The sequence below is a fragment of the Streptomyces sp. NRRL F-5135 genome, assembly GCF_000719775.1.
GTDB classification, from domain to species: Bacteria; Actinomycetota; Actinomycetes; order Streptomycetales; family Streptomycetaceae; genus Streptomyces; species Streptomyces hebeiensis.
Genome location: NZ_JOHR01000005.1, coordinates 221,315 through 236,142, shown reverse-complemented (window position 1 = coordinate 236,142; position 14,828 = coordinate 221,315). Strand labels below are relative to the sequence as shown.

At 70.8% G+C, this 14,828-nt stretch carries 11 protein-coding genes and 2 tRNA genes; 10 read left to right on the top strand and 3 right to left on the bottom strand.

The window, feature by feature from the left end; translation table 11 throughout:
* Window positions 1-23 precede the first annotated feature (23 nt).
* From recF to IG02_RS0109770, 8 genes are all read left to right on the top strand, one after another.
* A complete protein-coding gene (gene recF, locus IG02_RS0109805) occupies window positions 24-1,238 on the top strand; it encodes a DNA replication/repair protein RecF (protein WP_030744306.1) in 1,215 nt (404 codons plus the stop codon).
* Entirely contained in the window at window positions 1,235-1,852 is a 618-nt protein-coding gene (locus IG02_RS0109800) for a DUF721 domain-containing protein (RefSeq protein ID WP_078854339.1), read from the top strand. Before recF ends, IG02_RS0109800 begins: the two co-directional genes overlap by 4 nt.
* A 713-nt stretch (window positions 1,853-2,565) precedes the next feature.
* On the top strand, window positions 2,566-4,644 hold the full coding sequence (gene gyrB, locus IG02_RS0109795; protein WP_078854338.1) for a DNA topoisomerase (ATP-hydrolyzing) subunit B: 2,079 nt from the start codon (window positions 2,566-2,568) through the stop codon (window positions 4,642-4,644).
* Window positions 4,645-4,881: 237 nt separating this feature from the next.
* Window positions 4,882-7,446 (top strand): DNA gyrase subunit A, encoded by a 2,565-nt coding sequence (gyrA, locus tag IG02_RS0109790; RefSeq protein ID WP_234314693.1) that lies wholly within the window; start codon window positions 4,882-4,884, stop codon window positions 7,444-7,446.
* A 93-nt stretch (window positions 7,447-7,539) separates the two neighbouring features.
* On the top strand, window positions 7,540-8,277 hold the full coding sequence (locus IG02_RS39020; protein ID WP_078854337.1) for a DUF3566 domain-containing protein: 738 nt from the start codon (window positions 7,540-7,542) through the stop codon (window positions 8,275-8,277).
* 58 nt (window positions 8,278-8,335) lie between these two features.
* Window positions 8,336-8,409, top strand: a tRNA-Ile gene (locus tag IG02_RS0109780).
* A gap of 263 nt (window positions 8,410-8,672) precedes the next feature.
* Complete coding sequence (locus IG02_RS42685) at window positions 8,673-8,807, top strand: DLW-39 family protein (RefSeq protein WP_003958712.1); 135 nt, start codon at window positions 8,673-8,675, stop codon at window positions 8,805-8,807.
* 364 nt (window positions 8,808-9,171) lie between these two features.
* On the top strand, window positions 9,172-10,596 hold the full coding sequence (locus tag IG02_RS0109770) for a hypothetical protein (RefSeq protein WP_234314681.1): 1,425 nt from the start codon (window positions 9,172-9,174) through the stop codon (window positions 10,594-10,596).
* 51 nt (window positions 10,597-10,647) lie between these two features.
* Here IG02_RS0109770 and IG02_RS0109765 read toward each other — a convergent pair whose 3' ends face one another.
* Window positions 10,648-12,075, bottom strand: coding sequence for a serine/threonine-protein kinase (locus IG02_RS0109765; protein ID WP_030744290.1), 1,428 nt, complete (start codon window positions 12,073-12,075; stop codon window positions 10,648-10,650).
* Window positions 12,076-12,355: 280 nt separating this feature from the next.
* Complete coding sequence (locus IG02_RS0109760) at window positions 12,356-12,904, bottom strand: helix-turn-helix domain-containing protein (RefSeq protein WP_030744288.1); 549 nt, start codon at window positions 12,902-12,904, stop codon at window positions 12,356-12,358.
* A gap of 187 nt (window positions 12,905-13,091) precedes the next feature.
* Between IG02_RS0109760 and IG02_RS0109755 the strand changes: the two genes are divergently transcribed.
* Both IG02_RS0109755 and IG02_RS0109750 read left to right on the top strand, forming a co-directional pair.
* Window positions 13,092-13,164 (top strand) — tRNA-Ala (locus tag IG02_RS0109755).
* Between the two features lie 224 nt (window positions 13,165-13,388).
* Window positions 13,389-13,763: a DUF6344 domain-containing protein gene (locus tag IG02_RS0109750; RefSeq protein WP_030744285.1), complete on the top strand. Its 375-nt coding sequence runs from the start codon at window positions 13,389-13,391 to the stop codon at window positions 13,761-13,763.
* Window positions 13,764-14,049: 286 nt separating this feature from the next.
* Here the strand turns inward: IG02_RS0109750 and IG02_RS0109745 are convergent, their stop codons facing one another.
* A complete protein-coding gene (locus IG02_RS0109745; protein ID WP_051764743.1) occupies window positions 14,050-14,703 on the bottom strand; it encodes a DUF5324 family protein in 654 nt (217 codons plus the stop codon).
* Window positions 14,704-14,828 lie beyond the last annotated feature (125 nt).

The following is a 14,828-nucleotide window of genomic DNA, read 5'->3' as shown; positions in this document are numbered from 1 at the left end:
CCCGGGAGGGCCGGCGCACACCCATGCACGTCACGCATCTGTCGCTGGCCGACTTCCGCTCCTACGCCCGGATCGAGGTGCCGCTCGACCCGGGCGTCACCGCGTTCGTGGGGGCGAACGGACAGGGGAAGACCAATCTGGTCGAGGCGGTCGGCTATCTCGCCACTCTCGGCAGCCATCGCGTCTCCTCCGACGCGCCGTTGGTGCGGATGGGAGCCGAGCGCGCGGTGATCCGGGCCGCGGTGACCCAGGGGGAGCGCTCGCAACTGGTCGAGCTCGAACTGAACCCCGGCCGGGCGAACCGCGCCCGTATCAACAGGTCGTCGCAGGTGAGACCGAGGGACGCGCTGGGGATCGTACGGACGGTCCTGTTCGCGCCGGAGGACCTGGCGTTGGTGAAGGGCGATCCGGGTGAGCGGCGCCGCTTCCTCGACGAGCTGGTCACGGCGCGCTCGCCGCGGATGGCCGGCGTGCGGTCCGACTACGACCGGGTGCTCCGGCAGCGCAACACCCTGCTGAAGTCGGCGGCGATGGCCCGGCGGCACGGTGGCCGTGGCATGGACCTGTCCACGCTCGACGTGTGGGACCAGCATCTGGCGCGCGTGGGCGCGGAACTGCTGGCGCGGCGGCTCGACCTGATCGCGACCCTGCGCCCGCTGGCGGACAAGGCGTACGAGCAACTGGCTCCCGGGGGCGGCCCGGTGGTCCTGGAGTACCGTTCCTCCGCCCTGGAGGCCGAGGGGAGCCCGGGGCTCCCCGACGTGAGTGCGGAGCCGGCGCGGGACGCCGCCGCGACGGGATCAGTGGGGCTCGCGGAGCCGGAGTTCGCCGGGCACACCCGCGAGGAACTGTACGAACGCCTGCTGGCCGCGCTGGCCGGCGTGCGCAAGCAGGAGATCGAGCGGGGCGTGACCCTGGTCGGCCCGCACCGCGACGACCTCGTGCTCAAGCTGGGCCGGCTGCCCGCGAAGGGGTACGCGAGCCATGGCGAGTCCTGGTCGTACGCGCTGGCGCTGCGGCTGGCCTCGTACGACCTGCTGCGCTCCGAGGGCAACGAGCCGGTGCTGGTGCTCGACGACGTCTTCGCCGAGCTGGACGAGCGGCGGCGGGAGCGGCTCGCGGAACTGGTCCTGCCGGGTGAACAGGTCCTGGTGACCGCGGCGGTGGACGATGACGTACCGGATGTGCTGGCCGGGGCGCGGTACCTGGTGGCGGACGGCACGGTGGAGCGCGTATGAGTGACGGCAGGGACAGCGGCGACGGCGGGTACGACCCGGCCGCGCCGTACGGCCGGCCCGTGCCGCCCCGGCCGGGGACGGCGGACGGTGCCGTAACGGCGCCCGCCGAGGCCTCGGGGGTGGACCTGGCCCGGGTCGCGTTGCGCGCGGCCAAGGAGCAGGCGCGGGCGCGTGGTGCCGCCGCGCAGCAGAAGAAGCAGGCGCGGCGGGGCGGCGGCCTGCGCTCGGGCGCCGGCGCGGACGGCCGCGACCCCCTGCCGCTCGGCGCCGCGATCAACCGGCTGATCACGGAGCGGGGCTGGGAGACCCCGGCCGCCGTGGGCGGGGTGATGGGCCGTTGGCCCCAGATCGTCGGCGAGGACGTGGCGAAGCACTGCGTGCCGCAGCGCTATGACGACGGCGACGACCAGCGGGTCCTGACGGTGCTCTGCGATTCCACGGCGTGGGCGACGCAGCTGCGCCTGCTGGCGCCGCGCCTGGTGGCCCGGCTGAACGAGGACCTGGGCCACGGCACCGTACGCATGATCAAGGTCCTGGGGCCTGGCGGTCCGCCGCAGCGGTACGGCCGGCTGCGCGCGGCGGGGAGCAGAGGGCCCGGCGACACCTACGGCTGAGACCGGACGCAACGGTCGCGTACCGGCGAACGGTCCCGTACCGACGTCGTACGGGACGGAGACGGGACCGTCTTCGGCCCCGTCTCCGTCCCGTGCACACCGGGGTCCGGGCCCGTACCTACCGGGCGGCCGGTGGGCCCCGGATGTATAGGTATGCGTTCCGTCGGCGTACGCCCTTCGGCCGGTGAGGCAGCGGACCGGAGCGGGCGAGGGCCGGGCGCCTCGACACCCCGCCCCGGTCCGCCCCCGGTCCGCCCCCGGTCCACCTCCGGTACGAGTCCGCCCCCGGTGCGACCGCGCCCGGCCCCGCGCCCCTTCCCGCCACGGTCGCCTCCCCTCCTCTCCTCCATTCCCTGCCCCGGCACGCTCTTTCCGCGCCCCCTGTCCGCGCCCCTTCCGTACGCCCCGCGACACCGCTGTGACCAGGGACGTCGGCCGGGGAAGACGGGGCGTCCCGCACCGTAGCGGCAGGTTGACAGCCCGAAGCGCTCAATGCCGGTGTGAGCCTCTTGGAGCCCCTTCCCGAATATGGGGAGTCGGCAGGCGCTCATTCAGGGCGGCACATCGGTACTCAGGTACCCGCAAACCCCCATTCGTGTCGGCGCTACCGGTAGACTGATGGGAAATCCCGCTGTGCTTGCGGGAACGTCAACAGAAGCTGACACAAGCCGAACGACGCAGCCGCTCCCGCTTGCTCGGGTCAACGGCCTGCGCTGTGCCAGAAAGGGCGCTTCGTGGCCGATTCCGGCAACCCCGATGAGAAGACACCGTCCACCTTCATTGGCGAGAACGGCGAGGTCTCCGCCTCGTACGACGCCAGTGCCATCACCGTGCTCGAGGGCCTGGACGCGGTCCGCAAGCGGCCCGGTATGTACATCGGCTCCACCGGTGAGCGTGGGCTGCATCACTTGGTGCAGGAGGTCGTCGACAACTCCGTCGACGAGGCCATGGCCGGGCACGCGACCACCATCGATGTCACGATCCTCGCCGACGGCGGGGTGCGGGTCGTCGACAACGGCCGCGGTATCCCTGTGGGCATCGTTCCCTCCGAGAACAAGCCGGCCGTCGAGGTCGTGCTCACCGTCCTGCACGCGGGCGGCAAGTTCGGCGGTGGCGGCTACGCCGTCTCCGGTGGTCTGCACGGCGTCGGTGTCTCGGTCGTCAACGCCCTGTCGTCGAAGCTCGCGGTCGAGGTGAAATGCGACGGCTACCGGTGGACCCAGGACTACAAGCTCGGCGTGCCGACGGCGCCGCTGCTCCAGAACGAGCCGACGACCGAGTCCGGAACGTCCGTCACCTTCTGGGCGGATCCGGAGATCTTCGAGACGACCGAATACTCGTTCGAGACTCTTTCCCGGCGCTTCCAGGAGATGGCCTTCCTCAACAAGGGCCTGACCCTGACGCTGACCGACGAGCGCAAGTCGGCCAAGGCCGTTGTCGGCGCCGACGTCGCGGGCACGGACATCACCGAGGGCGTGGACGAGGAGCCGCCGGCCCGCACGGTGACGTACTACTACGAGGGCGGCATCGTCGACTTCGTGAAGTACCTCAACTCGCGCAAGGGCGAGCTGATCCACCCCACCGTGATCGACGTGGAGGCCGAGGACAAGGAGCGGATGCTCTCGGTCGAGATCGCGATGCAGTGGAACGCGCAGTACAGCGAGGGTGTCTACTCGTTCGCGAACACCATCCACACCCATGAGGGCGGCACGCACGAGGAGGGGTTCCGGGCGGCGCTGACCGGCCTGGTCAACCGTTACGCGCGCGAGAAGAAGCTGCTGCGCGAGAAGGACGACAACCTCACGGGCGAGGACATCCGCGAGGGCCTCACCGCGATCATCTCGGTGAAGCTGGGCGAGCCGCAGTTCGAGGGGCAGACGAAGACGAAGCTGGGCAACACGGAGGCGAAGACCTTCGTGCAGAAGGTCGTCCACGAGCACCTGACGGACTGGTTCGACCGCAATCCCGTCGAGGCCGCGGACATCATCCGCAAGGCGATCCAGGCCGCCACCGCCCGGGTCGCGGCCCGTAAGGCGCGGGACCTCACCCGCCGCAAGGGCCTGCTGGAGAGCGCGTCGCTGCCGGGCAAGCTGAGCGACTGCCAGTCCAACGACCCCTCGAAGTGCGAGATCTTCATCGTCGAGGGTGACTCCGCCGGCGGTTCCGCGAAGTCGGGCCGTAACCCGATGTACCAGGCGATCCTGCCGATCCGGGGCAAGATCCTGAACGTCGAGAAGGCCCGTATCGACAAGATCCTCCAGAACACCGAGGTACAGGCGCTGATTTCGGCGTTCGGCACCGGTGTGCACGAGGACTTCGACATCGAGAAGCTCCGCTATCACAAGATCATCCTGATGGCGGACGCCGATGTCGACGGCCAGCACATCAACACGCTGCTGCTGACGTTCCTGTTCCGCTTCATGCGTCCCCTGGTCGAGGCCGGGCACGTCTACCTGTCGCGGCCGCCGCTGTACAAGATCAAGTGGGGCCGGGACGACTTCGAGTACGCCTACTCCGACCGCGAGCGCGACGCCCTGGTCGAGCTCGGCAAGCAGAACGGCAAGCGCATCCGCGAGGACTCGATCCAGCGCTTCAAGGGTCTGGGCGAGATGAACGCCGAAGAGCTCCGGGTCACCACGATGGACGTCGACCACCGGGTGCTCGGCCAGGTCACGCTGGACGACGCGGCCCAGGCGGACGACCTGTTCTCGGTGTTGATGGGCGAGGACGTCGAGGCACGGCGGTCCTTCATCCAGCGTAACGCCAAGGACGTCCGCTTCCTCGACATCTGAGTCGGCCACAGCTGACGGATTCGACAAGGCCGAAAGGAAAACTGACCAGCAATGGCCGACGAGAACACCCCCGAAACACCTGACTCTCCCGACACTCCTGACGTCCCTGGCGACTCGGCTGCCTCCGGTGCCGCGGGTGCCGCCGGTGAGGCGAGCGGCGCCGAGGCCTCCGGCGTCCCCGGCACCCCCGGTACGCCGGTGATCCAGGAGACCGTCGAGGCGGTCGAGGGCCTGGCGATGCGCGTCGAGCCGGTCGGGCTCGAGACCGAGATGCAGCGCTCGTACCTCGACTACGCGATGTCCGTCATCGTCTCTCGCGCGCTCCCCGACGTACGGGACGGCCTCAAGCCGGTCCACCGGCGCGTCCTGTACGCGATGTACGACGGCGGGTACCGGCCCGAGAAGGGCTTCTACAAGTGCGCCCGCGTCGTCGGCGACGTCATGGGCACGTACCACCCGCACGGCGACTCCTCGATCTACGACGCCCTGGTCCGGCTGGCGCAGCCGTGGTCGATGCGGATGCCGCTGGTGGACTCCAACGGCAACTTCGGTTCTCCGGGCAACGACCCGGCCGCGGCCATGCGGTACACCGAGTGCAAGATGATGCCGCTGTCGATGGAGATGCTCCGGGACATCGACGAGGAGACCGTCGACTTCACGGACAACTACGACGGCCGCAACCAGGAGCCGACGGTTCTGCCGGCGCGCTTCCCCAATCTCCTGATCAACGGCTCGGCGGGCATCGCCGTCGGTATGGCCACCAACATCCCGCCGCACAACCTGCGTGAGGTGGCGGCGGGCGCGCAGTGGGCGCTGGAGCACCCGGAGGCCACGCACGAGGAGCTGCTCGAAGCGCTGATCGAGCGCATCAAGGGCCCGGACTTCCCGACCGGCGCGCTGGTCGTGGGCCGTAAGGGGATCGAGGAGGCCTACCGTACGGGCCGCGGTTCGATCACGATGCGCGCGGTGGTAGAGGTCGAGGAGATCCAGAACCGGCAGTGCCTGGTCGTCACGGAGCTTCCGTATCAGACCAACCCCGACAATCTCGCTCAGAAGATTGCCGACCTGGTCAAGGACGGAAAGATCGGCGGCATCGCCGATGTCCGCGACGAGACGTCCTCCCGTACGGGCCAGCGTCTGGTGGTCGTCCTGAAGCGGGACGCGGTCGCCAAGGTCGTCCTGAACAACCTCTATAAGCACACCGATCTTCAGACAAATTTCGGCGCGAACATGCTGGCGCTGGTCGACGGCGTACCGCGCACGCTCTCCCTGGACGCGTTCATCCGGCACTGGGTGGCGCACCAGATCGAGGTCATCGTCCGGCGGACGCGCTTCCGGCTGCGCAAGGCCGAGGAGCGGGCGCACATCCTGCGCGGTCTGCTCAAGGCGCTCGACGCGATCGACGAGGTCATCGCGCTGATCCGGCGCAGCGACACGGTCGAGACCGCGCGCCAGGGCCTGATGGGCCTGCTCACGATCGACGAGATCCAGGCGAACGCGATCCTGGAGATGCAGCTGCGGCGGCTGGCGGCCCTGGAGCGGCAGAAGATCGTCGCGGAGCACGACGAGCTCCAGCAGAAGATCGACGAGTACAACGCGATCCTGGCCTCCCCCGCGAAGCAGCGCCAGATCGTCAGCGAGGAACTGGCGGTACTCGTCGAGAAGTTCGGTGACGACCGGCGCACCAAGCTGGTCCCCTTCGAGGGTGACATGTCCATCGAGGACCTGATCGCCGAGGAGGACATCGTCGTCACGATCACGCGGGGCGGCTATGTGAAGCGCACGAAGACGGACGACTACCGCTCGCAGAAGCGCGGCGGCAAGGGCGTGCGCGGCACGAAGCTCAAGGAAGACGACATCGTCGACCACTTCTTCGTCTCCACGACCCATCACTGGCTGCTGTTCTTCACGAACAAGGGCCGGGTCTACCGGGCGAAGGCGTACGAGCTCCCCGACGCGGGCCGGGAGGCGCGGGGCCAGCACGTGGCCAATCTGCTGGCCTTCCAGCCGGACGAGCAGATCGCCGAGATCCTGGCGATCCGCGACTACGAGGCCGTGCCGTACCTGGTCCTCGCCACCAAGGCCGGCCTGGTGAAGAAGACGCCGCTCAAGGACTACGACTCCCCGCGGTCCGGCGGTGTCATCGCGATCAACCTCCGGGAGATGGAGGACGGCCGCGACGACGAACTGATCGGCGCCGAGCTGGTGTCGGCCGCGGACGATCTGCTGCTGATCAGCAAGAAGGCGCAGTCGATCCGGTTCACCGCGACGGACGAGGCCCTGCGCCCGATGGGGCGCGCCACCTCGGGCGTGAAGGGGATGAGCTTCCGCGAGGGCGACGAACTGCTGTCGATGAGCGTCGTCCGGCCCGGTACCTTCGTGTTCACCGCCACGGACGGCGGGTACGCGAAGCGGACGGCCGTCGACGAGTACCGCGTCCAGGGCCGCGGCGGGCTCGGCATCAAGGCCGCCAAGATCGTGGAGGACCGTGGTTCGCTCGTCGGCGCGCTGGTGGTCGAGGAGACGGACGAGATCCTGGCGATCACCCTCGGCGGAGGTGTGATCCGCACGCGCGTCAGCGAAGTCAGGGAGACGGGCCGTGACACCATGGGCGTCCAACTGATCAACCTGGGCAAGCGCGATGCCGTCGTCGGTATCGCCCGCAACGCCGAGGCGGGCCGTGAGGCGGAAGAGGTCGAAGGGGCCGTGGACCCGGCGGCCGACGAGTCCGCTCCGGCCGCTGTCGCCGCGGACGGGATCGCCGAGGGCACGCGGCCCTTGGCAGGGGAGCACGAGGAGTAGAGCGTGAGTGGAGCCACGGGCGCCGGATCGGCCTCTTCCGGAGCGAGATCGAACGATGCCCGTGGCCCCGCCACGGACTCCCAGGGGGTAACGGTGACCGATACCCGGGGGCAGCAGCCCTCATACGAGAAGTACGGTGCTGAGCAGCCGCAGCAGGGCGCTCAGCCGTATCATCCGCCGCAGGCATATCCCTCGCCCCAGAGCGCGGGCGCCAAGAGCGGACCCGGTCAGAGCCGGAGCCAGGCACAGATCCATGGCCAGAGCCAAGGCCAGCAGGGGCTCGTACAGGGCCAGAAGGGGACTCCCGTGACATCAGCAGCCTCCACCGCAGGACCCGGTACCGCAGCCGGGCCCGCCCCGGCTGCGGCCCAGCCTCCGGCCGAGGGCCAGGGCACCCTGGCCGGTCAGGCCGGGGCGTCGGCGGTCCGCAGGCCGCGGACGAACGCGCGCACCACCCCGCGTACGCGCAAGGCACGGCTCCGGGTGGCGAAGGCCGACCCGTGGTCCGTGATGAAGGTCAGCTTCCTGCTCTCCATCGCGCTCGGCGTGTGCACGGTCGTCGCGTCCGCCGTGCTGTGGATGGTCATGGACGCGATGGGCGTCTTCTCCACGGTCGGCGGGACGATCAGCGAGGCCACGGGCTCGAACGAGAGCAACGGCTTCGATCTCCAGTCGTTCCTCTCGCTGCCGCGGGTCCTCGTCTTCACGTCGGTCATCGCCGTGATCGACGTGGTCCTGGCGACCGCTCTGGCGACGCTCGGCGCCTTCATCTACAACCTGTCGGCGGGCTTCGTGGGCGGTGTCGAGCTCACGCTCGCCGAGGACGAGTGAGCTCGGGGTATCGATTTTGGGGCTGGCCCTGAAGTGCGCTAATCTTCAGGGGCAGCGCGGGGCTATAGCTCAGTTGGTTAGAGCGCATCCCTGATAAGGATGAGGCCACAGGTTCAAATCCTGTTAGCCCCACCGCGTGGACCGGCCCGTACGGATTTGCTCCGTACGGGCCGGTCGCGTAAGGCCCGGCCGATGTAGGCCGGCCGATCCGACCGGTGGGCCGAAGGCCCGGCTCCGAGGCCCGCTCGGATTCTCCCTTGAGATTCCCCCTCGGGGTGACCGGGTCCCCTGTCCGGCGCTCTCCGGGTTGCGGCCAGGTCACCGATCGATATCGGTCGGTGTGTATAGTCGGGCGGCAGAAGTCCCCTTACGTCAAGGAAAGACGAGGTCGCGCGGTGAAGAAGCTTCTCCTGGTCGCACTGGCCGCAATCGGCGGGCTCCTCGTGTACCGCCAGATCCAGGCGGACCGCGCCGAGCAGGATCTGTGGACGGAGGCGACCGACTCCGTGCCCGCAGGTTCGGGTGTGTGAGCCCCAGCAGTCCTGAGAATGCGAGCCCCGGCCGCCGAGCGGCCGGGGCTTCGTGCTGTCCGGTGCCCCGTCGGCGCGTCGATTCACTTTCGCGAATCTTTCGTATGCGTGAGCGAATCGCGCAGGCGGGGGTGGCGTGCGGGTTCCGGGAGGACGGGGCCGGCCGCGTACACGCGATGAGGGCGGCCGCACAGACAGGGGGCCGGTCCTCGGGGCAGGATGGAGCGGCTCGGGCGCGTCCGGGGACCCGCCGGGCGGGAACGAGGGCGGAGCCGCCCGGGCGAGTCGCCCGGACGACCGGACCGGGCGGTGTGGCGGTCGGACGACGGCGCGAGGCGGCCGTGGGGGCAAAGGGGGCGAGCGCGTGAAGTGGCGGGGCGGCAGGGGCCGTGATGCGGGCCGTACGGCGGTGGTGGGCCGGGCACGGAGCGGACGGGGCGACCGGACGGGCCCGACCGGTCGGCTCGGAGTGGCTTCCGGCAGGCGGGCGTTCACCGGCCCACCCGCCGGGCGCGCGGTGCGGATCGTGGCCGTCGGCGCGTTGCTGGCCGTGGTGGTGCTGCCGGGAGCGCCCGGGCTGTCGGGCCGGGCGTCGGCCGCGGACGCGGCGCCGACCCCGTACGGATACGACCCGGAGGCGAAGCGCGTCACCGGCGCGTCGACCACCAGCGCGGCGGAGCCGCTCGACGCCGGCTCCACCTACCGCGACTCGATCGGGCCGAACCGGACCCGTGTCTACCGGCTGAACCTGGACGCGAAGACGAACGCCTATGTCTCCGCCGTCGCCGTGCCCGAAGCGGGCACGAAGGTCGACGGCCGCGACGAGCTGTCGGTCTCGGTCCAGGACCAGCAGGGCAGCGACTGCGGTTCGAACGACGCGCGGTTCGGCAGCAGTTCACGTTTTCCCCGGCCGCTCGCCGCCTACGCCTACCGGCTGATCGACAAGAAGGCCTACAACTGCCAGGAGGCGGGGCCGTACTACGTCGTCATCGAGCGGACCGGCGAGGCCACCTCCTCGGCCGAGCCCTGGGGCCTGGAGATCCGCCACCTCTCGGAGCCCGGTCTGGCGAAGACGGGGCCGACCGCGGCGCCGTCGCAGTGGCCCAGCGCCTCACCTGAGCCGCCGGCCGCCGTCGGCCCGCCCCAGTCCCGCGACGGTGGCGCCGGCTTCCATGACGCGACCGCGCTGACCTCCGGCGAGTGGTCGACGGAGATCGAACCGGGCGGCTCGCTCTTCTACAAGATCCCGGTCGACTGGGGCCAGCAGCTCTTCGCCGGCGCGGAGCTCGGCAGCTCGACGGGGAAGGGGTTCGTGACCGGCGCACTGGCGATGTCCCTGTACAACCCGGCGCGGGGGCTGGTCGACAGCAGTTCCCCGGTCTCGTACGACGGGAAGCAGAAGACGACGTCGCTCGATCCGCTGCCGCCGGTGGCGTACGAGAACCGCTTCGGGTTCAGCACCGGTGACAAGGACATGCGGTTCGCGGGCTGGTACTACCTGAAGGTCAGTCTCGATCCCGAGGTGGGCGAGAAGTTCGGAATACGGCCGTACGGGCTGACCCTGCGGACGAACGTCGAGGGCGAGGCGAAGGCGGGACCGGCCTACGACGGGCCGGCGGGCGAGTTCGCGGTGACGGACGACGACCGGACGGAGGCGACGGACGGCAGGGCGAGGAACGGCGCCATGGTGCTCGTCGCCACGGCCGCTCTCGGCACGGGCACGGTGCTGGTGCTCGGTCTCGGCGTCTGGACGCTGCTGGCCCGGCGACGAGCGGTGGCCTCTTCGTAGCAGAAGAGGGGACGAGGAAAGAGGGGTGCGGCCCGAGAGGCGCCCGCTCCCTCAGATCTGGGTCAGCGCCCAGATGCCCACGGCGAAGCAGACCAGCGCCACCAGCAGCACCGGGATCGCCACCTTCGAGGGCGGTCCCGGACGTATGTGCGATGAGGCATGGTGTGCGGGCGTCCGTGCCCGCTCGGCGGTGTACGGGCGGGTGGGCGCCGGCTCGTCGGGGCCGGGGCGCACGGGCGCGGCCGCGGTCGGAGCGTGGGCGTGCGCCAGCTCGGCCGGGGTGGGAGCCGAGCCGGCCCCGGGGGAGGACTCGTACTGCCGATCCGGAGGCGGTGGCAGATGGAAGCTGCCGGTGTCCGACATGGCGTCGGGAGCGGGAGCGGGAGCGGGAACGGGAACGGGCGACGGTGCGAACGGGGGTACGGGCGCCGGCAGGGGCGCGTATGCGTCGTCGGTCCGCTCCGCCCGGGGGTCGGAAGGGGCGCCGGTCCGCGGATCCGTCGGCGCGGCCGGTACGGAGCCGGGGGCGGCCCCCGCGTAAGGCCCCGCGTAAGCCCCCGCCCTCATGCCGGTGCCGGCGCCGCCTCCTTTGGGACGGGCGAGGGGGCCGGACGGGCCGTACCCGGGCGGCAGGGGGCCGATCTGGTCGAAGACCTCGACCGGCTCCTCTTCGAGTGACGGTTCGGGCAGCATCTCGACGGCGGTCGCCAGCGCCTTGCGGGCGCCCGTGGCCGTACGGAACCGCGCGTGCGGATCGGGCTGCAACAGGGCCGCCAGGACCTGCCACAGCGGCTCGGGGATGCCCTGGGGCGCCCCCGGGGTGCCATGGGAGACGAAAAGCTCCACCAGGGCCTGGGAATCGGGTTTGCTGCCCTGGAGCAGATAGAGGGCGACGAGACCGGTGGCGAAGAGATCGGCCGGGAAGTCGGGTTCGGCGCCCATGAGTTGCTCGGGCGCGAAGTAACCGGGTGTTCCCACCACGTAGTTGGTCTCCGTCAGCCGCGGCTCTCCCTTGCGCATGGAGATGCCGAAGTCGGACAGCCGCAGATGCGGGCGGGCCGTGCCGGTCGACTCCAGCAGGATGTTGGCCGGTTTGATGTCCCGGTGGACGACCCCCTCCGCGTGCACCGCGGAGAGCCCGGCCAGCAGCTGGTCGAGCAGGGTGCAGACGAACCGCGGCGGCAGCGGGCCGTAGTCGCCGATGAGATGCGCCAGGGACCCGCCGCTCACCAGATCCATGGTGAACAGCACCTTGTCGTCGTCCGCCGCCCAGCTGGCGGGCGCGAGGACGTGCGGGTGGTCGATCCGGAGCGCCTGCTCCCGCACGAACCGCAGCAGGGTGTGCGCGTCGCTCTGCTGGAGGACCTTCGCCGCGACGTAGCGCCGGCGGCGGTAATCCCAGGCGCGCCAGACGGCGCCGACACCGCCCCGCCCGATCGGGTCGATCAGCTCGTACCGTCCCGCGAAGACCTCACCCATACCGCCGCGCCGCTCCCCGTCGTCCCGTCCTGTACATTCCGCACGCTTCCCGTACTGCCCTGACGCCGCTCCGTACAACCGCCGCGGTCGCCGCGGCGGCGGCCTGTGCCCGGTCGGGCCCGGTCGTGCCTCCGGACGCACCAACAGCGTCGTGCCTCCGGCTCGGGCCCCCGGCCCGCGCGCCACCCCCCTGGCGCGCGCCCCCGGCCTCGGGGCCCCGGCTCGGAACCGGTCCGGCTGATCGGTCCTGCTGATGGGTTCAGCCGGCCGGCCCGGCTGGCTAGCCCTGGTGCGCCTCGTAGTGCGCGACCGCCTCGGCGGTGCGGCCGGCGCCGTACACCCGGAGGAACTCCGCCAGTTCGGGCTGGGTCCGGGCGAGCGAGTCGGCGGCGTCGATGATGTCCCCGGCCCCGGCCACCGAGCGCAGCAGCGACTGGATCTCACGGACCACCCGGCGCACGGTGGGCGCGCCCGAACTGTTCGTCGTCTGGCTGGTGCCGGTGAGCACCGAGCCGCCCTGCGACTTCTTGATCTCCGCCATGCGGTCCGCCGCCTCGGCCGCGCTGACGCTGCCGTCGGCCACCTGACCGGCCAGGTCCTGGAGGGCCTGGACCCGCTGGACCACCGCCGGGTTGCCGATCTTCGCGCGTTGACCGCTCATCAGCTGGGAGAGCATCGGCGCGGACAGGCCCAGGACCGAGGCGAGCCGGGCCTGGTTCAGCCCCAGGTCGTCGATGAGGCGACGGAAGAGCGCCCCCAGCGGCTCCCCGTACCAGCTTCGCTGCAGCTCTCTGGCTCTTGCCGTCGATTCCTGCTGTGTTGCGTCCATGCGCGTCTCCCCATCGCTTCCCCAATGCGGCAGCTTCGCTGCTGCGAACCTCGTGGGGCATCTTACGGAGCGTGGTCGCGCGCGGGGAGTCCCCATCGTTTTGCCGGATCGCGGGGTACACCCGGTACTCTGGTGCGCGGTGATGGACGTGCCGCTCTCCTCGGCCCGACCGTACCCATCCCGTCCCGGGGCCTTAGCTCAGTTGGTAGAGCGCTGTCTTTGCATGGCAGATGTCAGGGGTTCGACTCCCCTAGGCTCCACGTCCAGACCCCTCTCGCCCGTGTGCACGCGGTGAGAGGGGTCTTCTCATGTCCGGGCGGGGTCTCTCATAGGTCATGACAGCCGGTCCCGCACGTCTGGTTGGACCGTACGAGTGGTGTTCATCCGAAGAACTGCGGACCGAGGGCGTCGCTGCCGGGATTCCCGAGTTGCGTACACATCATGAGGAAGGTATTTAAACCGCCCAACCCGAAAGCGAGGGGTCATGGCCGCCGTCAAGGTCAAGAATCTGTGGACCGTATTCATCACCGCCTTCTTCGCGGTGCTCGCCTCCCTGGGGTTCAGCACCCCCGCCGCTGCCGCCGGTAGCGCCGCCGTGCGCCAGCCGGCCGAGCAGCCCGCGTCGGCCCCCGCCGCCGCGCTGCGCACCGACGCCAGGACGGCGCGGGCCCTGCCGCCGAGAGCGCTGCCCCGGGACCGCTCGCTGCCGCCCACGATCAAGCAGCGCATCACCGCCGAGGCGCATGGTTCGTCACCGTCGGTCCGGCACCTTCCGGCGAGCCGGCAGTCGAGCGAGAACGACCCGCGTGCGGCACGCGAGCGGGCGTACGCCGCGGACGCGGCACTCGTCGCCGCGTGAGCGTGGTCAGCGTCCGGCCCGCACGACGTGGTCCCGCTTTCCGCCGGGACGGCACAGAGCGCCGACGCCCAGCCGAGTGCCGAGTCCGCTCGCACCGCCCGGACTGCCGGAAGCCCGAAGACCGCCCGGAGCCAGAGGACCACCGGAAAGCCGAAGACCGCCCGAAGCCCGAAGACCGCCGGAAAGCCGAAGTGCGCCGGAAGCCTCCGGAACGGAGGAAGCCCCGAGACCGCCGGGATGCCCGGGGTCGTCGAGGCCACCACGATCGTCGGCGAGGTCCCCAGGATCAGGGACGGTCGTCCCGGTCCGCGCCGGGCGTTCCCGCCTCCGCCACATGGCTCCCGCCGAGCGGCGCGGACGAGGCGTGCGCGGAGACCTCGGTGGCCGCGGGAGGCTCCACCAGCCAGTCCGGATTCGCCTGCTTGTGCCACCACTTCCAGGCGGCGAAAGCACCGCCGGCCAGCATTCCGAAGACCGCGAGGCCCTTGGCCACGCGACCGGCCCTGGCCCGCCGCTCGTGCTTCCTCGACAGTTTCCGGATCTCCCGCACGGTGACCTGTCCGCGCAGCGCCGCCACGGCCGCCGCGGAGCGGGCCGCGGCCTCCTCGGCCACCGGCTGAGCGGTCGCCACCGCGTGCCCGACCCGTGGGACCGTGTAGTCCGCCGTCTGACGGGCGACCTCGCGGGTGCGGACGGCCGCGCGATGAGCCGCCGCGTCGATTTTCGGGGGTACCCGGGGCGCCACATGGGCGCAGTACTGAACACGAGCCTGCTTCGCGGCCTTCGACATCGTCGGGGCGAGCCGTACGCGGGCCTCATTGGCGTACAGAGCGGCGTGCTGCTTCGCCGTACCGGCGTACGGTGCCACCGCTTCCGCGGCGTGCTGGACGCTCTCCTTCGCCGAACCCGTAGCGGCGCGCACGCTGTCCATGCGGGTCACTGGATCAACCTCCTCGGTGGCGTTCCGTGTTTCGCCTGTCCGCCCTTGCCGAAATCATGCCTGCCGGGGTCCGACCCGGCATGTGGTGCGGGCATCCGGGTCACGCCGCGCTCTTCCCGTTCTCC